Below are 22,866 nucleotides of genomic sequence, written 5' to 3'. Positions count from 1 at the left end.
GTGTGGTGTAATGCTTTTTGGTAAGGCTATCAATGAGTCTACTCATTTCTACTTGGATTAAATTCTTTTTCCTATTCGCTCCCTTTTTTGTGTTATCGATGTTTCTTGCGCTGACGCGTGGCGAAACATCGGCATCACGTAAACAAGTCGCCAACAAGGCGATTATTGCGGCGGTCGTCATTGCCTTGGTGTTATTGTTCTTTGGCAGCAGTTTGTTTGCTGTACTGGGCATTACCTTGGATTCGTTTCGAATTGGCTCTGGTATTTTGTTGTTCATGTCGGCGTTGAGTTTGGTGCGTGACGGTACGCGTAACCATGCTGTGGGGATGCCTAGCGAAGAGCGTGACGATGTATCGGTTGTGCCGCTTGCTGTGCCGACTATTATTGGTCCGGCAACCATAGGTACCATATTGGTTTATGGTGCTGAGTTGCAAGGTTGGGATCTGGTGATCGGCATTTGTGGTTTGCTGTTGGCGTTCGGGTCATTGGCGATCATTTTGTATTCCGGTTCTTTGATCGAAAAAATGCTGGGCCGTACTGGCTTAAATGTCCTTTCCAAAATCACTGGTCTGATCTTAGCCGCGATGGCTGCACAGATTTTTATGAGCGGTGTGACAGGCTTTTTGACGCCTCTGTTATCTCAATAAAGTCATATAATGTGGCGATTTTGCGCAACGACTTCTCCTAAGGTTAGACTTGTTATACCATAACAAAATTAGTCTAACCTTAAGTGAGTACCAGTATGGCGAAGAATGTTGTCATCGTCTTTTTGTCTTTCTTCTGTTTTACCTCACCTTTGTATGCAGCGGATTTTTCCCTGTATCAGGATTTTATTCAGTGGGTTATTGCACAACAGGCGAATTTTCACCGTGAATTGGTGTCACTCGTGCGTGCCATCAGCAAAGGTGGCAGTGTTGCCTTGTTGTGGAGCCTAGTCTCCGTGAGCTTTCTGTATGGCGTGTTTCACGCGGCAGGACCTGGTCATGGCAAAGCGGTGATTTCATCTTATATGCTGGCCAGTCGAGCTTCTATGCGGAAGGGCGTGATCATTTCCTTTTTGTGTGCGGCCGTACAAGGGGTCATGGCAGTCGCTTTGATTCTGGTATTGGGGCAGATTTTTTCTTTAGCCGGTCGCGCTATGCAGATTTCGCGCTTTTTTGAAATTGCCAGTTTTGCCGCGGTTGGCTTGATCGGTGTGTGGATTTTATCGCGTCTATTGCGTGGTAAATCGGGTTGTGGGCATGACCACTCAAAAGACCATCTCCACAACCACAACCACAACCACAACCACAACCACAACCACAACCACAACCACAACCACAACCACAACCACAACCACGACCACGACCACGACCATAGCCATAAGCATGGCGATCATGCGTGCTGTGATCAGCATGACGCAGAGGAAAGTAAAGTGGCGCAACGTAGCGTCTGGGCGATGATTTTAGCCGTTGGCATTCGTCCTTGTACTGGCGCCGTTTTGGTTCTGCTTTTCTCTATGAGTGCAGGAATTTTTCAGTGGGGCTTAGCCGCCACCTTTGCGATGTCGTTGGGAACCGCCATTACAGTGTCAGGATTAGCTGCAGTGAGTGTATTAGTTCGGGATACGGGCTTTATGTTGAGTCGCGGGCAAAGTGTTTGGCGTCAACGAGTGTCAAGGGGCTTTGGTTTTGTGGCTGCCTTGGCGTTGATTCTAATTAGTAGCTCAATGATTTGGAGCTACTTGAGCAATGCGGGCAGGGCATTTTGATGAGCGAAGAACACGCACACAACCATAATGATTGTATCGATACGGCTTTAGCAACGGCTGAGACCTTATGTTTAGAGCAGGGGCAGCGACTCACGAAAGTTCGTCGTCGTGCTTTGGAGTTGATTTGGGAGAGTCATCGTCCACTAGGGGCTTATCAGTTGTTGGCAAAGTTGGCGGAAGAAGGCTTTAACTCCGCGCCACCAACCGTTTATCGAGCATTGGATTTTTTAATGAATGCTGGACTGATTCACAAAGTGGAATCCATGAACGCGTATTTGGGTTGCGCTCATGCGGATAAAGAACACAAAGGCTATTTTTTGATTTGCGATGAGTGCCACAACGTCATGGAGTTTGATTATCAAGACATTCATGCCTCATTGATCGCCAAAGCCGCTCAACATGGTTTTGAGTTAAGATCGGAAACCATTGAATTAACAGGCTTATGCGCTGATTGCCGTGGTTTAGCTAATGAGGTTCGAGCATGAGTAAGTGTTTGGTGGAGTTTGATAAAATCGGCATCTCATTTGATGGGCGTGCGCTCTTAGACAGCATCAATATGACCATTAACGAAGGGGAAATCGTGACTCTGATTGGCCCCAATGGCAGTGGTAAAAGTACGCTGATTCGTACCTTGTTGGGGTTGCAGACGGCAACAACGGGTAGTGTGATTCGTCATGAAAGCTTACGAATTGGCTATATGCCACAGAAGTTGCACGTTGATCCAACCTTACCACTAACGGTAAAGCACTTTCTTGCTTTGGTTCGAGGGGTCAATAAAAAAGCCATTGAGCCAACCTTAGACAAACTGGGTATTGCTCATTTACTGAATTCTCAGGTTCATGTGTTGTCTGGTGGCGAGACGCAACGCGTACTGTTAGCCAGAGCCTTATTAAATCGGCCGAATTTATTGGTGTTGGATGAGCCGGTACAAGGTGTGGATGTGAATGGTCAGGTAGAACTCTACAACCTGATCGAAGGCATTCGCGATGAGCTTGGCTGTGGTGTGTTGATGGTGTCTCATGATCTTCATTTGGTGATGGCGAAAACCGATACGGTTGTTTGTATTAATCAGCATGTATGCTGTTCTGGTACGCCCCAACATGTGACTGGGCACCCTGCTTATCAGGCTTTGTTTGGTGTGCCAGGAGCAGATGAGTCCATTGCTATTTATGCTCACCAGCATGACCACGTACACGATGAGCATGGTGACATTCTTGAGCAAGACGATCACACACATTGCCATCATTAATAACTGAACGAACAGTGCTTCCTTTCTATTGGAGAGATAAAACAACATGCTAGATCTTTTATTTAGAGCCTTGATCGGAGGGTTGGGAGTGGCTTCGGTCGCCGGTCCTCTTGGGGCTTTTGTGGTATGGCGTCGCATGGCCTACTTCGGCGACACGTTAGCACATTCGGCTTTATTGGGCGTGGCGCTTGGTTTGCTTTTTGAGATTAACCTTAATCTCGCCATTATTGTCTTGTGTGTTGGGCTAGCCGCTGTGTTAGTGACCTTGCAGAAAAAACACATTATTGCCACGGACACCTTGTTGGGCATCTTAGCGCATTCTTCTTTATCTCTAGGCTTAGTCGCGGTGAGCTTTTTAGACGATGTTCGCATTGATTTGATGGCCTATTTATTTGGTGATTTACTGGCCATCAGCCAACTGGATGTGTATTGGATTTATGCTGGTGGTTTGGCTGTAATCGCTTTGTTGGTGATCTTCTGGAAGCCTTTGCTTGCGGTAACGGTGAACGAAGAACTGGCGAAAGTAGAGGGTTACCCTGTCGAATCCATCCGCTTACTCTTGATGTTGTTAGTGGCATTGGTGATTGCGGTAGCAATGAAAATTGTCGGTGTGCTCTTGATCACGTCACTGATGATTATTCCGGCTGCGACGGCAAGAAAACTCTCCAAAACGCCAGTACAAATGGCGTTTATTGCCAGCGTTATTGGTTGTCTCGCTGTGTGTGGTGGGCTTTGGAGCTCCTATCGCTGGGACACGCCTACCGGCCCAAGTGTTGTGGTCTGTGCGGCCTTATTGTTTTTGATCGCTTATACCCTTCCCTTTAAACGGTTAGGTGAACGCTGAATCCTAGTTTGCGAAGCCAATCTAAATTAGATTGGCTTTTTTGTAAGAAGTTTCTCTCATCAACGTCTAATCTTAAAGTCGACTGGTCTGTCGCCATATTGGGTATTCTTTGGGAGAAGTTTTTATGCTGGGATTTGCGACCATTAAAGGAAGACTGAGAACCAGTTTCTTAGTATTGCTGGCTTTGCTGACGCTGGTGGTGCTCTTGTCTGTGACACGTTTCCAAGCTTTGTCTGGCAATATTCGCACTATTGTTGATGAAAATGCGGCGCTGGTTGAACTCAGTGGTGAGCTCAACTTGGATGCGGAAAGTTTAGCGAGTCGTCTGTTGCTCTTGTTTGTCTTAGAAGAGCGCGATGCGCGTGTCGCCATTTATCAGGAAATTGATGCGCGAAATAAACGTCTCGATACCAATTTAGACATCATGACAGAGCTGGTTCGAACAGAACAAGACAAGGCTTTGATTGCCCAGCTAAAAGAGCAAAAAATCATTTACCAAAATGCCTTGCAAGAAACGGTTGAAGCGCTGGAATTTGGCGAGTTGGCGCAAGCAAAATCCTTAATGGCAGGCAATACGAGAATTCAGCTACAAACCTTTTTGAATGAAGCTGATACCCTAGCTGAGCGCCAACGCAGTGAAATGCAGACACGACAACAAAACGTGCTTGCAGACTCTGAATTGGCGATTTATTTGATCATAGGCTTGGGGTTAATCGCGCTATTAGTGGGCGGTATCATGTCGACTCTTATTACTCGCAGCATAGTGAATCCATTAGATCATATCATCGCTTTTCTCGACAAAGTGGCCCGCGGGGATTTATCGAATGAGTTTACCCAGTCTTACAGCGGCGAGCTTGGTCATCTGGTAACCAGTTTGAATCGCATGCGAACCAGTTTAGCCGACTTGGTGCGTAACATTGATGCCAGTGCCAAAACCGTAGTACTGGCGGTGGATGACATTCGCGTCAGTGTCAACGATGTGCAACAAGGTTCGTCCTCGCAAATGGACATGGCGGCAGAGATTCAAACTGCGGTGAGTGTTTTATCTGACGGGGCGAGTATTATGGTGGAGGATGCCAGTGCATCTCGCCAGCAAGCAGAGTCTGCTCACGATCTTGCTAAGCATGGTAAAAGTGTCATAACGCAAGCCTCTACCGACATTACTGATGTGGCCGCTTACATTGAAGAAACGGCTCGTTCCGTTGCCAAATTGAATGAAAGCTCGGCTCAGGTAACAGGGTTTGTGAACAGTATCCGTGATATTGCTGAACAAACCAATTTACTGGCTCTTAATGCGTCTATTGAAGCGGCTCGTGCTGGCGAGAGTGGTCGAGGTTTTGCGGTGGTGGCGGATGAAGTTCGTAATCTTGCCAATAATACCGCGCAAGTGACCAGCTCAATTGACACCATCATCACGCAAATTAGTTCGCTATCCACACAAATATCCACGGAAATGTCGCAAGGACAAGAGAAAATGCGCTTGGGTGTGAAGCAGATAGAAGACGTGGTGATACCACTCAGCCAACTTGAAGTCGATGCTAATATGGCCAAGCAACGTTTACAAGGTCTGGTGGAGTTAGTTGCTAAGCAAGCGCAAGAAGCGACCGGCATTGCACAGCATGTGGAGCAGATAGTCAGAGTGTCGGCGAACAACGATGCAACGTCGAATAAGCTAGGGGCATTAACCGATGACTTATCCGGTGCGGCGGAACAAACCTATGAGGTGACATCGAGCTTTGTGATTCAGAATTAAATTAACATCAAGTGCCATTTTATTGACCTAGATGCCCATTTTTTACACAGTTTAACTGTCTTTGTAATAGAATTCTTGTATAACTGTAGAGTTTTTCTATTGTTATAGATGACAATGAAATTGAGAATGTTTTAACCACTCTTGTGGGCGTCTAATGCAGAAGGTATCTGGGTCTATGAATAGATTTCAACAGCAAATTTTTGGCACGCTGGGTGCCATTATCGTGGTCATTGTTGGCTTGTTTACGGCGATTAACTACGTGTCGTTTCGGGGCGAGTCCGTAACCTTAAACAAGGCCATATTAAAGGCGCAGAACGAAACCATTGCCGCCGAGCTTACCGCTCGTATTAAAGGTTATCAAAAAATGCTGACCTCGATCGATCTCAATTACGATGAAATAGAGGGCGATCAACTATCTGCACATGCACTATCTCAATTGGAAGCCCTGACTCGTTCCCAACAAGGTATTACAGACTCTATCGCCATTTTGAACAAAGAAGGTGAGTTATACGGTGGGCCTGAAGGGAAAAAATTCAATTTTAATGCGAAAGAACTCAATCGTTCTTTTTACAACGCAATATTTCGTGATGGTAAGAGTGAATTTGTTTCCAAGCCTTTTAAATCACAGTTAACAGGCAACGAAATCGTGGCAATGACACAAAAAGTAAACGACAGTTTTGCCGTTGTCTCGACCATATTGCTAAGCGCAGTATTGGAACAGTATGCCGAGCGCGATGGTATGTATTTATACACGTCAGATGGGACCTTATTGGTGTCGCCTAACCCTAACGATGTTGGTAAGAACCTGTTTGAATTACGCCCATACTACAAGGGTTTAAATAAAGATAACCGCGAACTGAATTACACCATATTTGTTAAAAGCTTTGGACGTGACGTGTCTTTGACTGGATTCTGGGGCGAGCTGGATACGGTGGGGTGGCAGTTCGTCGTGTTGGCTGAAGACGATAATATTTACGCGGCAGCCAATAAGCAGCTGATCTTTGCGTTGGTGCTAGGGGTGATCAGCACGTTGCTTGCCTTGGGTATTTTGTACGTGGTGATCAACAAACTGGTGCTCAGACCTGTGGGCGGCACACCGGAAGAAATTGCCGAGTTAATTGAAGTGATGGCGAAAGGGGATCTGACTCAGCGTTTCGACAAAACAGGTAAAGAAACGGGCATTTATCAGTCTTTTGTAGATTTGTCTGAACAGCTGTCTAACTTAATTAAAACCTCTCATGGTATTTCAGAAAACGTTGCCGCGGCCTCGTTGCAACTGAATTCAGTGATGGAAGGAACACAATCCAACGCACAGCAAGAACTGTCCCAAATTGAGCAAATCACATCCTCGTTAAAAGAACTCAACTCGGCTTCACAAGAAGTCAGCGAAAAAGCCGTTGTTGCGGAAGATGAGGCGAAACGCGCACAAGAAAATGCCGCCAGTGGTAAGCTGACTCTAGACAGAAACATTGAATTAACGGACCGCATTAACGCTTCTTTCTCAGAGACGGCACAGATTGTTGACGAATTACGTCAATTTGCTATTGAGATCGGCACTGTGACGGAAGTCATTAGCGGTATTTCTGAGCAAACAAATTTGTTGGCATTGAATGCGGCCATTGAAGCGGCACGTGCGGGTGAGCAAGGTCGAGGCTTTGCTGTGGTGGCTGACGAAGTACGTAATCTGGCGTCGAAAACTCAAGAGTCGACGGTGAACATTCAAGAGATCATCGAAAAACTGCAGTCGCAATCAGAGCGTGCTAATAACAACATGGGCAGCAATGTCGAACTGATTCAAGAGTCTGTTAGCTTAGCAACGCAAGTGAAAGAATCGTTTGAGGACATTTCTCATGCGGTACAGTCTATTTCAGACGTGAACACCTTAGTCGCAGCGGCGTCTCATGAACAATTAAGTGTGACCGAGGACATTGCTCGTATTACGGATCAGACTTATCAGTCTGTGAGTCAGAACATGACTTCCATTAACGAGACTCTACAAGCCTCTCATGAGTTGTCCGAACTTGCTGAATCCCAAAAACGTTCATTGTCCTATTTTAAAGTGTAGTCAATGATATAAGCTCGATTTACGCGGGCACCTTGTTTCGATAAAGCCTCTCTAGTGGTTTGATTAGAGAGGCTTTTTTTAATTAACGGAAAGGCAAACGGTAAGACCCGGATGGTTATTTTCGAGGGTTAACTCACCATTATGTAGCGTGGTAATCGCCTTTACTAATGTCAATCCAAGTCCATGACCAAATACCTCTTTTTTATGCGTGAGTCGCTTAAATCGTTTGGTGACCGTCTGCTTGTCTGCGTCCCTAATCCCTTTGCCTTGATCACTTACTGAAATGAGTGTTTTGTTAGGCGTAGATTTGATGCCTAAGGTGATTGTTTGGCTTTCAGGGGCATACTTGATGGCGTTGTCGATTAAGTTGCTAATGGCTTGAAAGATTAAGATCTTATCCGCGTAAAAGTAGTGTTTTTTACTGGCGCTCAATTTGAGCTGAATGTTATAAAGTTCGGCTAAAGGCTGATAATACTCATAAGCTTCATACAAAATATCGTAAGCATTGATTTTGTTTTTTTGGTGACTAACCTGACCCGTCTCCACTTCGGATAGCCGCATAATCGAACGAAATAGTTGTTGGATTTGTTCGGTTTCTTTGATGGCATTTTCTAGTTCGGTAAGTTCTTTATCCGTTAATGACTCGGATACATTGATGAGTTTGTGTTGCAAACGTGTCAGTGGCGTTTTTAATTCATGTGCCACATGACTGGTGATGGTTCTTACCTCCTCCATGAGCGTTTGAGTGCGTCCCAGTACTAGATTTATCTCTCTGGCAAGCTGTCCAAACTCATCGCCATTATTTCGGTAGTTTACTCTGACATCATGTTTGCCTTGCGCATATTGTGTTAATACCTCAATGATATGGTTTACTCGAAATAAGTTATGAAGGCTAAAAGGAAAACTAATCAGTAGTATCATCAACTGAATAGCCAGCAAACCTGCGCCCGTCATAAGAGGAATGATTCGAGTTTGCTGTATCATGGGTTGAATGTCATAAGCATTAAAATACAGTCCGCCATCGGTCAATGGGACAAGTAATCCAAACAGCTCATGATCCAGGGTTTTTAGCGATAACACGGTTGGTGCGACGGAACGCTTTTGTTGTAAAACATCGATCTGTTGTCGATGGATTAAATGCTGTGGACCGTAAAGGATGTTGCCATTCGGGTTGATAATAAAAATGAAGTGATCTTTTCTATGATCTATTGGAGATTCAATTCTAAGCTGATGGGCAAGTTGTGTTGAATGATTAAATAACCCTTTTAATGCTTGGTTTTCTAAGTTTTCAAAGATCATCCCCCGTACATGGCTTTTCATGATGCGATTCAGCACATTATCACAAATGATAATGGCCGCAGAGGAGATCAGCAGGCAGATAAAAGCAATAGTAGCCGCTTGCCGAAAACTACTACTGTGAAGCAGTGGCTTGATCTGCATGGCTTAGCCTAAAGCATAACCAACTGAGCGAATGGTTCGAATAATAGGCATGGTAGAACTGGCATCCAGTTTGTTTCTGAGTTTTGATAGATGAACATCGAGCACATTTGTTTGCGGGTCGAACTGGTACCCCCATGCTTTTTCGAGCAACATACTGCGTGTCACAGTTTGCCCTGGGTGTTCTGCTAATACATAGAGAAGTTTGAATTCTTTATTCGTCAAATCAATTCGCTGCCCTGAACGTGTGACTTCATGACGTTCAAGGTTAATGATCATGTCTTTAATTCTAATAAAGTTAGTGGATGTGACTTGCTTGGTTCTGCAATTCAAGCGCTCGAGGCGAAGTAGTAATTCAGTAAAGTCAAAAGGCTTTCCAAGATAATCATCTGCGCCAGCTCTTAAGCCTTCAATTCTGTCCGAGGTTTGATCATTGGCTGACAGAATTAGCACGGGAGGATGCGGCCGATCCTTGATTAAACCTAAAAGCTGTATGCCATCTATTTTGGGGATAACACGGTCTAATAAAATGACGTCAAAAACTTCTTCGTTAATGAGTTTAAGAGCGTCTTCACCATTATCGACCCACTTGTAAGAATGTCCTGAACCGTGCAACTTACTACTGATCCAATGGCTTACGGAGGCGTCATCTTCAACGATTAGAATACGCATGTTCATAACCTCTTAACAGACTAAAAAAGACAAAGATCCGTACGCATACTATACTTTATGATAATGATTATCAATATCGTCAATTTGATGTATTATCTTGTTCATTGAGGTTTCATCATAGCAACCTGATGCCTTGAAGGACTATTGTAAAGATATTAAGCATTCTTAATGTTCTTTTGGTTGATCGTTAATCATATCTAATGATTAATATAATTTTTGCTGAGGGCGTATGGTTTGCCTTTCTATCTTGTTAAAAAAATAAAGCGATTATTTTCATTTGAGATATTACTTTTATTACCTGTATTTATATTCGTGGTGATGATGTCTATTGAGATTTTTCGCTTCTTTATCTTTTATTTTTTAATTGATTTTTCAGTGGGAAGCCTTATTGATCATTCTCAAGATCGTATTATTTCTAATCAAGCTTATGCAGCTGAAGATATAAGGGAAGAAATAGTAAAAAATTCATTTGGAATAATTCGTGCTAAAGACTTAGAAATAGAGATCCAAAGTCTCTACGATCTAAATAGTGAAATACAGGGAAGTGACGATTATTACTCTATTCCAGTGATAAACTGCAATATCATTTTTACTGAAGAGTTCATCACCCCCTTACCGATACTTTTTGGCTTAGGACGTTCTTTTCAGCATGAATATCGTCATATTTTTGGTGAGGTTTTAGGTGGTATATAACTAAAATACATTGTTTTATATGAATATATATTTTAAAAGAAGTAAAACCATTATGTATCAAATTATCGCCGTAATCAGTTTAGGTTTGGCGATTTTTGGCGTGATTACGCCAGGTTTTCCGGCAACCGAGTTTGTTTTGTTATGTGCTTGGTCTTCTGCAAAAGGATCGCCTAAAATTCATACTTTCTTACACACCAACCGTTTAACGGGGCCTGTTTTATACAACTGGAAGCACGGTAAAGTGATTTCATTTAATAATAAAATCATTTCATCGATCAGTATGTTGTTATGCGTTGTTTTTTTATTGTACAGCGAACTTAATGAACATCTGGTTATTTTGGCTTTGTTTGGTATCTGTATTAGTTTTATTTTAGTTTGGTCTCGGCCAAGTCGAATTAACATAGATGAAGAATTATGAGTTTTTCTTAATATAAAGATCATAGCTTTTTTAGTGTGGCGTTTTTATGATTTGGGAACGTTCAAACACGAAAGAGGTGTGAAATGGAAACCCTTCAAGATAAAGCGGAAACGCTAAGCTTTGCCAAAAAACTGAAATATTCAACCAGAACCAATCATGACAGCGTTGATCAACTTGTGATGCAATCAGAACCTTTTTTGAACAACGAGAATTACGCAAAATTTCTGCGTTTACAGCACATCTTCCACTTAAGCGTTGCGCCTTTGTATCAGAATGACGATTTGCAAGAATGGTTTCCAGGTCTAGCGGATTTACCTAGGTTGTCGGCGGTGGAGTCTGACCTAAATGATCTGCAATTAGAGCCGAATGTTTCGCCGGATCAAGTTGCAACAGTCCCTAATCTATTTCAAGCGATTGGTTGGTTGTATTGTGCTGAAGGCTCCAATATTGGCGCTTCGTTTTTATACAAGGAAACCCAGAAACTCAATTTTGATGCGCAGTATGGTGCCAAACACTTAGCGGCGCATCCTGAAGGGCGAGCACCGCATTGGCGAAAGTTTGTCGCTCAACTTGATGCTTTGAGCCTAACCGAAGAGCAAGAGATGGAAGCCGTTAAGGGAGCGACGGACGCTTTTGCATTCTACAAGCAAACGTTAAAAAGCTTAGCTTAATGATGGACGTCTCAGCTGATCAAGTGAAAACTTCCCTGCCCCTTGGCGCATCAACAACAGACTGATGGCGAGCCAAGTACCATGTGTGGCATAAGCATCTGGGTACACAAAGAGTTGAATCACTAAGGTCATCAGTGCCAATCCGAGTGCCGCATAACGGGTAAATAAGCCGATCAACACCAGCACCGCGAGTAGGTGTTCTGCAAGGGTGGCTGTCATTGCCGCAAACACCGGTGGCAATAGTGGTAAAGCGTATTCATGTTCAAACAAGAAGTAGGTTGTGTCGGTAATCTGCGGCCATCCGAGTTGAAATTGCATGGTGATGAAGTTGATGGCAAAACCATCAATTTTTGTTTGGGCCGACAACCAGAAGATTGCCGCCAAGGAGAAGCGGGCGATGAGTAGAATCAGAGATTCTGGAATCATCTTTAACGTGGTCTCAATCATGTTAAATAATCTCGATAGCATAGTGTTGTCTCTCTTAGTCAGGCTGCAGAGCAATATTACGAATGAGCTTCCATTCAATGAGTTTGGCAAGGCTGCCACCAAGATCAAAACCTTCTGATTCAGGGACCGCGTTTGCTAAGGTTACGCCTTCTTGCAAGGCCTTGATAAAACAGGCTTGATCAAATGAGATGACACTCAGTCTAGCGTATAGAAAGCTTTTGTGGAGAAGTATGTACTCACTTTCATTAATATTGATGTGATTACTTGAGACATCTCGTTGATTCGCAAGTATTAAAGAACCAACCGCGAATGGGGCATGCAAAAGCTGACAGTTTGGTGTGAGCTCAAGCACGAGTTGGCTTGGGTCTTGTGTCTTTTCAAAGGTTGTCGAAATCGATTGGTGATCTAATGTTTCGACCTCGGCCGCATGGGTGAGTTGCAGTAATTGGTATTCTAAGCTGGCTACGTCTGGTAGAAAACCAACACTTTGAGCTGGCTCAAAGTGCCTAATGAAATCTGAAAAGTTCGCACCATACTCGCTGATAATCGGCGATGTCGGGGGGTGCTGAAGTAAGAACTCTCGTGCCATGGCGCGAAAAAAAGTCTCGCCAACGAGCTTTTGCGTGATGGGGAAAATATCCGCCAAGGCATCTTGCAAGGATACGACGAGGTTATTTTGATAGACTTGAAAGCGCACGGCGTTTTCCACCGTGTCACCTTCGAGTTTAGGGTGAAGATGGCTCTGATCCTGTGATAGTAAGGCTTGGATAAAGTCATTATGCATCTACCGACCCTCCTTGTTTAACCGCTCGTCGAATGCGATCCGCAAATTCTGCTTCAGCGATCAATTCCACCAACTCGGGTAAATTACCGTCTCGTTCGATTAGGGTTGGGCAATCGCCGAGTCGTTGTAAGGTATATTGATACAAGGACCAAACGTCTTGGCTAACCGCGTCATCATGGCTGTCTATTTTTAAAGGGACGATAGGGTTGTCATCTAATGTATGACCAGCCAAATGAATTTGCTTCACGGCTTCTAACGGAAAACCCTCAAGATACTCAATGGCTTGGCGGCCTTGGTTAAAACAGGATACTTCAACATTGTTAATATCCAGCAATAGATCACAGCCAGTACGTTTTACCATTTCTCTAATGAAATCCGTTTCGCTGAAGTCGTTGTCTGCAAACGCCAAATAAGTCGATGGATTTTCCATTAAAATCGGTCGCTTCATCCGGGTCTGAACTTGATCTATGTGCTGACACACCCGATCTAGACTGTCTTTGTTATAACGAATGGGTAATAAATCGTTATAAAAGTGATGGTCATGAGTCGACCAAGCTAGGTGTTCAGAAAAATAAGCCGGTTGAATCTCCTCAACGAGCTGTGCGACTTTATTCAGATGCTCAATATCGAGGGGATTTTCACCACCAATCGACAAACCAACGCCGTGGATTGTCATGTCGTATTCTTGGCGAATTTGGCGGAGAAAATAGGCAGCAGGGCCACCTTGGCTAAGGTAGTTTTCTGCATGTATTTCAAAAAATCCTATGGCTGGTCGGTGCTCTAAAATCGTCTGATAATAGACCGGCTTGAGACTGACGCCAGAATGAGACGCAAAACAAGAAGCTGAACATGGCGCTTCTTGCTTTGCTTGAGTCTCGTTTAACAAAGAATTGGTCATCATCAGTCGCGTCGTTTAAAACGCTTTCAATTGACCATGGCCTGTTGGAGAGGTTTTTGATTCCATATCATTACAAGTGCCTGCTGGAACTAGTTTCCAGGCATTTGATTGGTAATCTGTTTTTGAAGTACCTGCACAAGATGTTCCTGGACCTGCTGCACAGTCATTCTGACCTGCTAATGCCACGCCGTAGCATTTTTCTTTGCTAGCCGCCTGAGCTGGCATCGCTACAGCAGATAACGCAATGGCAGTACCTAGAGCAACGGATAAAGTAGCGGTTGAATTTTTCATTGTTAAAGCCTCATTGTTAGTGATTCGAAAGACACATGTCCTTTTGGTTACAGTGATTTGACGTAGACGGCTTTAAACTTCTTACAGTCAATTCACAAAATTATTCTTTTTCGTCAGTTTGATCGCCTTTTGAGTATTGTTTGGCAAGGCTACGAATGTCTTCCATCTGCCTGCCAAACTGTTTGCAAGATGAACACATAGCAGTATGAACTCCTAGCATGACTTTTTCTTTCGTGTCTAAGGGGCGGTCGAGCTTTTCCGACAAAAGTTGTGTTGCCTCTTTGCAATTCATCATGATCCAGACTCCTTTGCCTGATACCAGTTATCTTCTAAACACTCACGTAAGCGTAAACGGGCACGGTATAAGGTGACATTGAGACTAGAGACACTGATGTCTTCGTTGTGACAAATTTCTGGCGTTGCCATTTCTAAGAATTCGCGCATCATAAAAAATCGACCGTACTTTTCTGGCAAAGCCGTTAGACAAGCATCAAATACTCGCCAAAAATGCTCGTTTTCCACGCCATGATCAGGGTCATCCCATTTCTGTGGACGCTCACTTTTCTGCCAGTGACCGTTTTCTTTGAATAAATGATCCATCAGCGCATCACCATGCAAATTTGGCCCATTTTCAAGCTGGCTGGCGACCGTGGTACGCTTTTCTTTACGCAACAAATCAATGAGTTTGTTTTTTAGAATAGAAAATACCCAGGTTTTCAACGCGGCCTGACGACCAAATTTGTCGATATTTTGATACGCAGATAACATAGCTTCTTGCACTGCGTCCTCTGCTAACTGCGCATCTTGAACCTGTAACGTAGCGAATTTCACCATCTGGCTACGTAGTTCTTCCATGAACTCAGGGTCATAAAATAAGGCCGCACTTGGCGTCTCTGATGCACTTAATGAAGGGTTTGCCTCAATCATTTCAACCTCTTTACCGTAGCTATTAGACGTAATGGGTTCAACTTTCTTACAAGGTTAGCGGATTGATTAATCGACTCATTCCGCTGCTTGTTGTTCCGCCTCAGCCAGGTATTCGTCTTTTAATTTAACGTAGTTTAGGCCAGCGTATTGAAAGTACTCGATTTCTTTGACCTTAAGAGGACGGATTTGTTTCACCGGTGAGCCCATATACATAAATCCTGACTCCAAGACCTTCCCCGGCGGTACTAGAGAACCTGCGCCAATAATGACTTCATCTTCAATAATCGCGCCATCAAGAATCGTGGTGCCCATGCCAACTAAGACTCGGCTGCCAATGGTACAGCCATGTAACATTGCCATATGACCGACAGTGACGTCATCGCCAATGGTCAATGGATGACCTTCGGGTTTATAGGTGCTGGCGTGGGTGATATGCAGGCATGAGTTGTCCTGAATACTAGTGCGTTTGCCAATGCGAATGCGGTGCATATCACCTCGGATAGCCACCAAAGGCCAAACTGAGCTGTCATCGCCAATAATCACATCACCAATCACCACGGCGTTGTCATCAACCCAAACTCGCTCACCTAATTGTGGTGTATTGCCACGAAAAGATTTCATCACCATTTGCACACTCCTACGTACATAACCTGCATAATCAAGGTAACTATTAAGGCAATAGTCTCTCATGCATTGAAAAAAGCAAAAGACTACCTATCTTATTAAGCATTAGTTTTATTTGTACCTTATCGCTGAAAGAGGATGTGCTCCCTCAGTCGAAGGCCTAATTACATTGTCAAAAGGATACCATGATATGTCTCAATCCGTGTGGGATGCGACGAGTTTACCCAATTTCTCCAGCGTGGAAGTGTCTCGTATAGAAACCGATCTAGACGCGATTTTAGCGCGCAATAAAGAACAAATTGATGCTTGTGTAAAAGCGAACCAAAACCCTAGCTGGGAAAGCCTAGTATTGCCTTTGGATCAGCTGGACGACGATCTGAGTAATTTTTGGTCGCCGATCAGTCATTTGAATGCGGTGCAAAATACCCCAGAACTGCGCGCGGCTTATAATGCCTGCCTACCTAAATTAACTCAGTACTACACAGAATTGGGTCAAAACAAAGCGCTTTATCAAGCTTATAAATCCTTAGCAGAAAGCTCTGAAGCGGCGGATTTATCGGTGGCTCAACAAGAGACGTTAAAACAAGCTGTGCGAGATTTTGAGCTGTCAGGTGTGGGGCTAGAAGGCGAAGCGAAGCAGCGCTATGGTGAAATCAGCCAGCGTTTGTCGGAACTGAGCAGTCAGTTCAGTGAAAACGTATTAGATGCTACGCAAGCTTGGAGTAAGTTGATTACTGACGAAGCTGAATTAGCCGGACTACCGGAGTCGGCCTTAGCGCAAGCCAAACAAATGGCACAGGCAAAAGAGCAAGAAGGCTGGTTGTTTACCTTGGACTTCCCTTCTTACTTACCTGTGATGAGTTATTCAGACAATGCGGCTTTGCGCGAGGAAATGTACCGAGCTTTTGCCACTCGTGCGTCGGACCAAGCGGATTCAAGCTTTGATAACGCGCCCTTGATCGATGAGATTTTAGCTCTGCGTCATGAAATGGCAGAAATCTTAGGCTTTGAAAATCACGCAGAATTGTCGGTTGCCACTAAGATGGCAGACAATGGTCAACAAGTAATCGACTTCTTGGAAGACTTGGCCGAAAAGTCTAAACCTGCTGCAGAGCAAGATTTGGCTAACCTACAAGCTTTTGCTAAAGAAGAGAATGGCGTAGCGACGTTAAACGCTTGGGACATGATGTATTACGCAGAAAAGCTGCGTCAGCATAAGTACAGCATTTCCCAAGAAGCATTGCGCCCTTACTTCCCAATGAACAAAGTTTTGTCTGGATTGTTTCACGTGGCACAAACTTTATTCGCGGTAGACATTCGTGAAGAGCAAGAATTTGACCGTTATCACCAAGACGTCAAGCTGTTTACTATTAGCAAAGAAGGTACAGACATAGCGCGCTTTTATCTAGACCCGTATGCCCGTGAAGGCAAACGTGGTGGCGCTTGGATGGACGCCTGTCGTACTCGTCGTCGCTTGAGTGACGCGCGTTTGCAATTGCCGGTTGCCTACTTGGTGTGTAACTTTACGCCACCAATCGGTGAACAAGCGGCGTTATTAACTCATGATGAGGTGACCACCTTATTCCATGAATTTGGTCACGGTTTGCACCACATGCTGACCCAAGTCGAAGAATCGGCCGTATCAGGTATTAATGGCGTGGCTTGGGATGCGGTAGAGCTTCCTAGTCAGTTCATGGAAAACTGGTGTTATGAACCAGAAGCACTGGCTTATATTGCTGGTCATCACGAAACTGGCGAGCCTTTACCTCAGGATTTGTTGGATAAAATGTTAGCGGCGAAAAACTTCCAATCGGCCATGCAAATGGTGCGTCAGTTGGAGTTTTCATTGTTTGATTTCAAATTACACAAAGAGTATCAGGCAGGTGTATCGGTTCAGTCGGTATTGGATCAAGTTCGTAATGACGTAGCGGTTGTTATTCCTCCAGAATTTAATCGTTTCCAAAATGGTTTTTCGCATATCTTCGCAGGTGGTTACGCGGCAGGCTACTACAGCTACAAGTGGGCTGAAGTCTTGTCAGCGGATGCGTTTTCAAAATTTGAGGAAGATGGCATCTTTAACCAAGATACGGGCGCGCACTTCCGTGATACCATATTGGCAAATGGTGGCTCACGACCAGCAGCGGAATTATTTGCCGCTTTCCGTGGTCGTGAACCAAGCACAGAGGCTTTGCTAAGACACAGTGGTATCGCCGTGTAATCTTAAAACAAGGCAGCATTAAGTCGCCTTAGTGTTCACTTCGGCGGCTTTGATGAGGAATCAAAATGACAGTAAAACGCTTTATTGCTGGCGCGGTTTGCCCTCGTTGCAATGAGATGGACAAGATCCGCGCTTGGCGTGATGATGATGCAGAGAAGCAGCACAGAGAATGTGTGGCTTGTGGCTATCAAGATGAGCAGTCGACCAATGTACAGGCGCAAGCCCCTGAATTGGCAACTCGCGTTAATCAACCTCACGCCAGTGCGCCACAAGCGGAAGAAATGGTGATTAATTTCATACCTAATCCGGGTGACACCAAACACTAATCAGCGCGGCAGTACACAAAAAATGGACTCTAATGAGTCCATTTTTTATGGGGTATTGTCAGCATAACCACTGCCGATGGCGCTAAAGGGCAGTTTTAGTCCAAGCTCAGGCACTTGCTGACCAATCCATGCTGGAAAGGTATTGCTGTTTGGTCCAGGAAACACCTTGTATTCATTTTTCCAAGGGTAGGCATTCACGGCTTGCGCTATTTGTGGAATAAGCGTTTGAGCTTGTTCACCTTGTATGGATAAGAGTTTTTCTGGTTTGGCACCAAACCAGTAACGGTCCGGTGTCGGCGTTTGGTATTCAGTGAGCGCAGGCAAACCACGATTGAGTCGCCAACCAACCACTTCGTATACCTTATAACGATCCGCATTTTGCTCTTTAGTGGCAATCCAAGTGTGCACAGCAAACCAACCTCGCCAACTGTATGCATCGGCAGCATAGACTTCTATAACAGCGTCTTTTTGCACTTCAGGAGAAGGCGCAATGCCAGCAGGCTCTCGACTTGCCGTACGCCATCCGTCGCTAGAGCAGGCACTGACTAAACTGGCAAGCAGTAATAAGCCTAATCGCTTCATCATAATGATCTCCTTAGTATGCGTTTGTTGTTACTGGAAATAGAGTCTTTCATTTGAAAAGAGTTCCATAAAACTCTATTAATGGGTGCTATTAGTATCAAAAATAAAAACGCCGACTCATTGGTCGGCGTTGCGTCACATTCGTTTCACTATAAAATGTTGTTATTACGTATGAGGTAAATAATTAGTTCATCTCAGTAATGAAGTCTTGCTTGGCGCGACGTACTTTTTTCAAATCTTTAAGCCAATCACCTTCGTCTGCACGGTAACCTAAAGGTAACAAGATCACAGAACGCAAACCGCGTTCTGACAGACCAAGAATTTCGTCAACCTTAGCTGGGTCAAACCCTTCCATTGGTGTACTGTCGACACCTTCTTCTGCGGCAGCGATTAAAGCAGTACCTAGGCCAATATAAGCTTGGCGTGCAGCATGTTGGTAATTGGTTTCTGCATCACGTGGTGGGTAAGTGCTCAATAGCATTTGACGGTAGTTTTCCCAACCTTCATTGGTAAAGCCGCGTTCGTCGTTTACTAGGTCAAACATGGTATTAATTCGTTCTTCGGTGTAATTGTCCCATGCAGCGAATACCAACAAGTGAGAACCGTCGGTAATCTGAGCTTGATTCCAAGCATGTGGCACAATTTGCTCACGTAATGCTTTGTTCGTAACCACAATGACTTCATAAGGTTGAAGCCCACTTGATGTGGCAGTAAGACGAACCGCTTCCAGAATACGATCTACTTTTTCCTGCTCTACTTCCTTGTTTGGGTTCATTTTTTTGGTGGCATAACGCCAGTTCAATTTCTCTAGCAAATCTGACATGAGGGGTCCTTAATGGAAATGTTATTGATTCTCTCAATATGGGTCTTCTCTAGAAGGAGTTCAATATGTTCTTTATGGACAAAGTGAGGAAGTCACAAATAGGCTAAAGCGGATGCTGTGGCATTTCTTGTCATTGCTCAATTTTTATGACAAAACGCCCTAAAATGGTTCATTTTATCGTCACGATACAGTAAGGTGCCCACTTCAAAAATTCAGTGGACCCCCCTCAGATGATATTTGATGTATTTTCAACGCTGGCAAAGCGTTTCTTTAGTGGTAATTTGGTGCTGCAAATTGCGGTAGGCATAGTGTGCGGTGTGTTGGTTGGACAGTTTGCTCCTGACCTGGCTCTTTCAAGCCAATTATTGGGTGACTTTTTTGTCAAAGCCCTAAAAGCCATTGCACCGATTCTGGTGTTTATCTTAGTGATGGCCGCCATTGCGAACCATAAACAGTCACAACATACCCATATTCGCCCTGTATTATTTTTATATGTGCTGGGCACGTTTGTCGCTTCGTTGACTGCCGTCGCTTTCAGTTTTTTATTCCCAACTCAGCTGGTGCTTTCTGCATCCGACATGAGCCGTGCGGCTCCCCAAGGTTTGGGTGAGGTATTACAAACCTTGGTCTTCAATGTTGTGGACAACCCAATCAATGCGTTGCTGCAAGGAAACTATGTGGGGATTTTGGCTTGGGCGATTGGCTTAGGCTTCGGATTACGCCATGCCTCAGAGTCGAGTAAACAATTTCTACAGGAATTAGCCGACAGCGTGACTAAGTTAGTGAATGTCATTATCCGCTTAGCACCATTTGGTATTTTTGGTCTGGTTGCCAATACCATTGCCGAAACGGGCTTTGATGCTTTGTTGGGTTACAGTCATTTATTGACCGTGTTGATCGGTGCGATGCTATTCATTGCTTTGGTCACCAATCCATTATTGGTGTTTTGGAAACTTCGCCGCAACCCTTACCCATTAGTCTTTAAGTGCTTAAAAGAGAGTGGTCTTACGGCATTTTTCACACGCAGTTCCGCTGCTAATATTCCTGTGAATATGTCGCTTTGTAAGCGTCTTGATTTGGATGAAGACACCTATTCTGTCTCGATTCCTCTTGGTGCGACCATCAACATGGCCGGTGCGGCCATTACGATTACCGTATTGACCTTAGCGGCCGTTAATACCTTGGCGATTCCAGTGGATTTCGGTACGGCATTCTTGCTTAGTATTATTGCCGCGGTTTCTGCATGTGGTGCGTCTGGTGTTGCGGGCGGTTCTTTATTACTGATTCCGCTAGCTTGTAGCTTGTTTAACATTTCAAATGAAGTGGCTATGCAAGTGGTATCGGTGGGTTTTGTTATTGGTGTATTACAAGATTCGGCGGAAACCGCATTGAACAGTTCAACCGATGCTTTGTTCACGGCGGCAGCGTGTTTGTCGGAAGATAAAGCGTAAATTCTCAGGATGTTGACGAAGGGAGCATCTGCTCCCTTTTTTTGTGTTGTAGGATGTGCTCTGCTTAGTCTTTAATCGATGACGATTTACCATTCTCAGGAGAGCCATTTGCCCAATACGTTTCGATCCCTTGCTAATCCTAATTATCGTCTTTGGTTCAGTGGCGCTGTTATTTCCAATATTGGCGGTTGGCTACAGCGCACGGCACAAGATTGGTTGGTGATCTCTGAGTTGTCTGATAAAAATGCCGCGGCGGTAGGTTTAGTGGTATTTCTGCAATTCGCACCACAAATCTTTTTATTGCCCATCACGGGCTGGACAGCTGATCGAGTGGATCGTCGAAAATTGCTGTTTGTGACGCAATCTCTAATGGCCATACTGGCTCTTATTCTTGGGGTATTAGTGCTTTCTGCACAGGTTGAATTATGGCAAGTATGTCTTTGTGCGCTTGGCTTAGGTTGTGTCGCGGCATTTGATGCTCCAGCAAGACACGCTTTTGTTTCCGATATTGTCAGTGAAAAAGAATTGTCTAATGCGGTTGGGCTAAACGCGGTTTCTTTCAATAGTGCGCGTTTAGTTGGTCCTGCTGTGGCGGGGATTTTGATCGCGCTGGTGGGCAGCGGTTGGGTTTTCATGATCAATGTCGTGTCATTTTTACCCTTATTAACCGCTTTGTATTTATTGAAGCATCGTTTGCCAAAAGTTGAGGCTGAGCACGCACCTTCAGGCCCAGATTTAGCAAAATTTTTAGATGGTTTTCGATACATTTGGCAACACCGAGAAATGACGGTAATTTGCCTAATGTCGTTTTTAATCTGTTGTTTTGGAATGAACTTTCCTGTGTATTTATCATCTATGACGGTGCATGTGTTTGAAGGTCAGGCTGACCAATATGGTTTTCTTGTGTCCATGATGGCGATTGGGTCCATTACGGGAGCTATCGTCACCGCGAGCCGTAAATCTTCCCCCTCGTTTCACTTTATGATTTATGTCGCAGGCTTTTATGCCGTCAGTTGTTTTGCGGTTGCGTTGAGTCCAAGCTTTTGGTTGTTTGCCATGATGTTGATCGCACTGGGGTTGGGTACTCAATTATTTACCACTTCTACCGCCTCCTACATGCAATTGGCAACGGAGAAAGCATATCGTGGTCGTGTCATGGCGGTGGTGTTAGCCATTGCAATTGGTGGTACTGCGTTAGGTGCGCCGATTGTTGGTTTTATTGCGGATCATTACGGTGCGAGAGCGTCGATTTTATTGTGTGGCTTTTCAGGGACTTTAGCGACCCTGTTAGGTTTTTGGTTTTTTCACCGTCAACAACGCATTAAAAACATTGAATAATGGCGAAACAAAGACTTTCGCCTATGCTAAGGAAAGCCTTTTATTTAACTGATTCATCGTCAACGGAGACGCATATGTCGCAACATCTTGTATTGAGTTTTATTGGAGAAGATAAGCCGGGTATCGTTGAGTGTTTATCGGATGTGATTGCTCGTCACCAAGGCAATTGGTTAGAAAGTCGTATGGCGCATCTGGCGGACAAATTTGCTGGTATTTTGACGGTTTCGGTGCCTCCTGCTGAGCAACAAGGGTTAATCGAAGCTTTGCAAGGTTTGGTCAGTTTAGGGCTTCATGTGACGGTTGAAACCGCCGTTGAAAAAGTCGCAGAGGGCTCGACGTTATCCCTGTCTGTGGTGGGCAATGATCGAGCAGGCATTGTGAAAGAAGTATCACAAGTACTGCACTCATTGATGGTCAATGTGAAAGAGTTGACCACCAGTTGTGAGCCAGCACCAATGAGCTCCGAAATGCTGTTTAAGACTGATATGGTATTGTCTGTGCCAGCAAACTTGCCGTTAACAGAGCTAGAAGCCGCACTGGAAAACATCAGCAGCGACTTGATGGTGGAATTGTCTGTTAATCAGTTTGGTTAACCAAGTAGCCTG

General features: G+C 44.5%; 26 protein-coding genes. 15 read left to right on the top strand and 11 right to left on the bottom strand.

All coding sequences use genetic code 11. The annotated features are described in order from the left end of the window. The first annotated feature begins 32 nt into the window (after positions 1-32). The 7 genes from DFP76_RS01925 to DFP76_RS01895 all read left to right on the top strand — a co-directional run bounded on the left by DFP76_RS01925 (position 33) and on the right by DFP76_RS01895 (position 7,661). Positions 33-647 carry a MarC family protein gene (locus DFP76_RS01925; protein WP_113872991.1) on the top strand — a complete coding sequence of 205 codons (615 nt, stop codon included), beginning with the start codon at positions 33-35 and terminating at the stop codon, positions 645-647. Between the two features lie 95 nt (positions 648-742). Further along, positions 743-1,750 carry a nickel/cobalt transporter gene (locus DFP76_RS01920; protein WP_113872990.1) on the top strand — a complete coding sequence of 336 codons (1,008 nt, stop codon included), beginning with the start codon at positions 743-745 and terminating at the stop codon, positions 1,748-1,750. Next, complete coding sequence (locus DFP76_RS01915; protein ID WP_113872989.1) at positions 1,750-2,235, top strand: Fur family transcriptional regulator; 486 nt, start codon at positions 1,750-1,752, stop codon at positions 2,233-2,235. The genes DFP76_RS01920 and DFP76_RS01915 overlap by 1 nt, the downstream gene beginning before the upstream one ends. Further along, positions 2,232-2,999 carry a zinc ABC transporter ATP-binding protein ZnuC gene (znuC, locus tag DFP76_RS01910; protein WP_113872988.1) on the top strand — a complete coding sequence of 256 codons (768 nt, stop codon included), beginning with the start codon at positions 2,232-2,234 and terminating at the stop codon, positions 2,997-2,999. Before DFP76_RS01915 ends, znuC begins: the two co-directional genes overlap by 4 nt. Before the next feature lie 46 nt (positions 3,000-3,045). Next, entirely contained in the window at positions 3,046-3,843 is a 798-nt protein-coding gene (gene znuB, locus DFP76_RS01905; protein ID WP_113872987.1) for a zinc ABC transporter permease subunit ZnuB, read from the top strand. Positions 3,844-3,967: 124 nt separating this feature from the next. After that, positions 3,968-5,596: a methyl-accepting chemotaxis protein gene (locus DFP76_RS01900; protein ID WP_113872986.1), complete on the top strand. Its 1,629-nt coding sequence runs from the start codon at positions 3,968-3,970 to the stop codon at positions 5,594-5,596. Positions 5,597-5,771: 175 nt separating this feature from the next. Next, positions 5,772-7,661, top strand: coding sequence for a methyl-accepting chemotaxis protein (locus DFP76_RS01895; protein WP_113872985.1), 1,890 nt, complete (start codon positions 5,772-5,774; stop codon positions 7,659-7,661). Positions 7,662-7,739: 78 nt separating this feature from the next. On the opposite strand, the gene DFP76_RS01890 is transcribed toward DFP76_RS01895, so the two are convergent. Beyond that, positions 7,740-9,101, bottom strand: coding sequence for a sensor histidine kinase (locus DFP76_RS01890; RefSeq protein ID WP_113872984.1), 1,362 nt, complete (start codon positions 9,099-9,101; stop codon positions 7,740-7,742). A gap of 3 nt (positions 9,102-9,104) precedes the next feature. Beyond that, the gene (locus DFP76_RS01885) at positions 9,105-9,770 is read right to left on the bottom strand and encodes a response regulator transcription factor (protein ID WP_113872983.1); all 666 of its coding nucleotides are present in this window, start codon (positions 9,768-9,770) and stop codon (positions 9,105-9,107) included. Between the two features lie 234 nt (positions 9,771-10,004). On the opposite strand from DFP76_RS01885, the gene DFP76_RS01880 reads away from it, so the two are divergent. The 3 genes from DFP76_RS01880 (at position 10,005) to DFP76_RS01870 (ending at position 11,552) form a co-directional block, all read left to right on the top strand. Next, positions 10,005-10,463 carry a hypothetical protein gene (locus DFP76_RS01880; protein WP_113872982.1) on the top strand — a complete coding sequence of 153 codons (459 nt, stop codon included), beginning with the start codon at positions 10,005-10,007 and terminating at the stop codon, positions 10,461-10,463. 52 nt (positions 10,464-10,515) lie between these two features. After that, the gene (locus tag DFP76_RS01875) at positions 10,516-10,881 is read left to right on the top strand and encodes a YbaN family protein (protein WP_245931843.1); all 366 of its coding nucleotides are present in this window, start codon (positions 10,516-10,518) and stop codon (positions 10,879-10,881) included. Positions 10,882-10,964: 83 nt separating this feature from the next. Continuing rightward, positions 10,965-11,552 carry a biliverdin-producing heme oxygenase gene (locus DFP76_RS01870; protein WP_113872980.1) on the top strand — a complete coding sequence of 196 codons (588 nt, stop codon included), beginning with the start codon at positions 10,965-10,967 and terminating at the stop codon, positions 11,550-11,552. Here DFP76_RS01870 and DFP76_RS01865 read toward each other — a convergent pair. The 7 genes from DFP76_RS01865 to DFP76_RS01835 all read right to left on the bottom strand — a co-directional run bounded on the left by DFP76_RS01865 (position 11,544) and on the right by DFP76_RS01835 (position 15,526). Continuing rightward, positions 11,544-12,020 carry a DoxX family protein gene (locus tag DFP76_RS01865; RefSeq protein ID WP_113872979.1) on the bottom strand — a complete coding sequence of 159 codons (477 nt, stop codon included), beginning with the start codon at positions 12,018-12,020 and terminating at the stop codon, positions 11,544-11,546. The genes DFP76_RS01870 and DFP76_RS01865 overlap by 9 nt on opposite strands. Before the next feature lie 13 nt (positions 12,021-12,033). Next, entirely contained in the window at positions 12,034-12,783 is a 750-nt protein-coding gene (locus DFP76_RS01860) for an HvfC/BufC N-terminal domain-containing protein (protein ID WP_113872978.1), read from the bottom strand. Further along, complete coding sequence (gene bufB, locus DFP76_RS01855; RefSeq protein ID WP_245931842.1) at positions 12,776-13,684, bottom strand: MNIO family bufferin maturase; 909 nt, start codon at positions 13,682-13,684, stop codon at positions 12,776-12,778. Before bufB ends, DFP76_RS01860 begins: the two co-directional genes overlap by 8 nt. A gap of 12 nt (positions 13,685-13,696) precedes the next feature. Then, positions 13,697-13,972: a BufA1 family periplasmic bufferin-type metallophore gene (locus DFP76_RS01850; protein WP_113872977.1), complete on the bottom strand. Its 276-nt coding sequence runs from the start codon at positions 13,970-13,972 to the stop codon at positions 13,697-13,699. A gap of 100 nt (positions 13,973-14,072) precedes the next feature. Then, complete coding sequence (locus DFP76_RS01845) at positions 14,073-14,267, bottom strand: zf-HC2 domain-containing protein (RefSeq protein ID WP_113872976.1); 195 nt, start codon at positions 14,265-14,267, stop codon at positions 14,073-14,075. Next, the gene (locus tag DFP76_RS01840) at positions 14,264-14,899 is read right to left on the bottom strand and encodes an RNA polymerase factor sigma-70 (RefSeq protein ID WP_113872975.1); all 636 of its coding nucleotides are present in this window, start codon (positions 14,897-14,899) and stop codon (positions 14,264-14,266) included. The genes DFP76_RS01845 and DFP76_RS01840 overlap by 4 nt, the downstream gene beginning before the upstream one ends. Positions 14,900-14,974: 75 nt before the next feature. Then, positions 14,975-15,526, bottom strand: a complete 552-nt coding sequence (locus DFP76_RS01835; protein ID WP_113872974.1) for a gamma carbonic anhydrase family protein — start codon at positions 15,524-15,526, stop codon at positions 14,975-14,977. Between the two features lie 187 nt (positions 15,527-15,713). Here DFP76_RS01835 and prlC point away from each other — a divergent pair, with 187 nt between their 5' ends. Continuing rightward, the gene (gene prlC / locus DFP76_RS01830) at positions 15,714-17,741 is read left to right on the top strand and encodes an oligopeptidase A (RefSeq protein WP_113872973.1); all 2,028 of its coding nucleotides are present in this window, start codon (positions 15,714-15,716) and stop codon (positions 17,739-17,741) included. A gap of 65 nt (positions 17,742-17,806) precedes the next feature. After that, entirely contained in the window at positions 17,807-18,067 is a 261-nt protein-coding gene (locus DFP76_RS01825) for a YheV family putative zinc ribbon protein (RefSeq protein WP_113872972.1), read from the top strand. A gap of 45 nt (positions 18,068-18,112) precedes the next feature. Here the strand turns inward: DFP76_RS01825 and DFP76_RS01820 are convergent, their stop codons facing one another. Both DFP76_RS01820 and DFP76_RS01815 read right to left on the bottom strand, forming a co-directional pair. Continuing rightward, positions 18,113-18,652 carry a DUF3750 domain-containing protein gene (locus DFP76_RS01820; protein ID WP_113872971.1) on the bottom strand — a complete coding sequence of 180 codons (540 nt, stop codon included), beginning with the start codon at positions 18,650-18,652 and terminating at the stop codon, positions 18,113-18,115. A 181-nt stretch (positions 18,653-18,833) separates the two neighbouring features. Beyond that, complete coding sequence (locus tag DFP76_RS01815) at positions 18,834-19,472, bottom strand: NAD(P)H-dependent oxidoreductase (protein ID WP_113872970.1); 639 nt, start codon at positions 19,470-19,472, stop codon at positions 18,834-18,836. A gap of 230 nt (positions 19,473-19,702) precedes the next feature. On the opposite strand from DFP76_RS01815, the gene sstT reads away from it, so the two are divergent. The 3 genes from sstT (at position 19,703) to DFP76_RS01800 (ending at position 22,854) form a co-directional block, all read left to right on the top strand. Continuing rightward, positions 19,703-20,923: a serine/threonine transporter SstT gene (gene sstT / locus DFP76_RS01810; protein WP_113872969.1), complete on the top strand. Its 1,221-nt coding sequence runs from the start codon at positions 19,703-19,705 to the stop codon at positions 20,921-20,923. Positions 20,924-21,031: 108 nt separating this feature from the next. Further along, positions 21,032-22,261: an MFS transporter gene (locus DFP76_RS01805; RefSeq protein WP_113872968.1), complete on the top strand. Its 1,230-nt coding sequence runs from the start codon at positions 21,032-21,034 to the stop codon at positions 22,259-22,261. Positions 22,262-22,335: 74 nt separating this feature from the next. Further along, on the top strand, positions 22,336-22,854 hold the full coding sequence (locus DFP76_RS01800) for a glycine cleavage system transcriptional repressor (protein ID WP_113872967.1): 519 nt from the start codon (positions 22,336-22,338) through the stop codon (positions 22,852-22,854). Positions 22,855-22,866: the final 12 nt, after the last annotated feature.

Origin of the sequence: Marinomonas aquiplantarum (genome assembly GCF_003314975.1) — a bacterium.
GTDB lineage: Bacteria > Pseudomonadota > Gammaproteobacteria > Pseudomonadales > Marinomonadaceae > Marinomonas > Marinomonas aquiplantarum.
The sequence above is the reverse complement of the archived record's forward strand: the minus strand, read 5'-3'. Positions and strand labels throughout refer to the sequence as shown.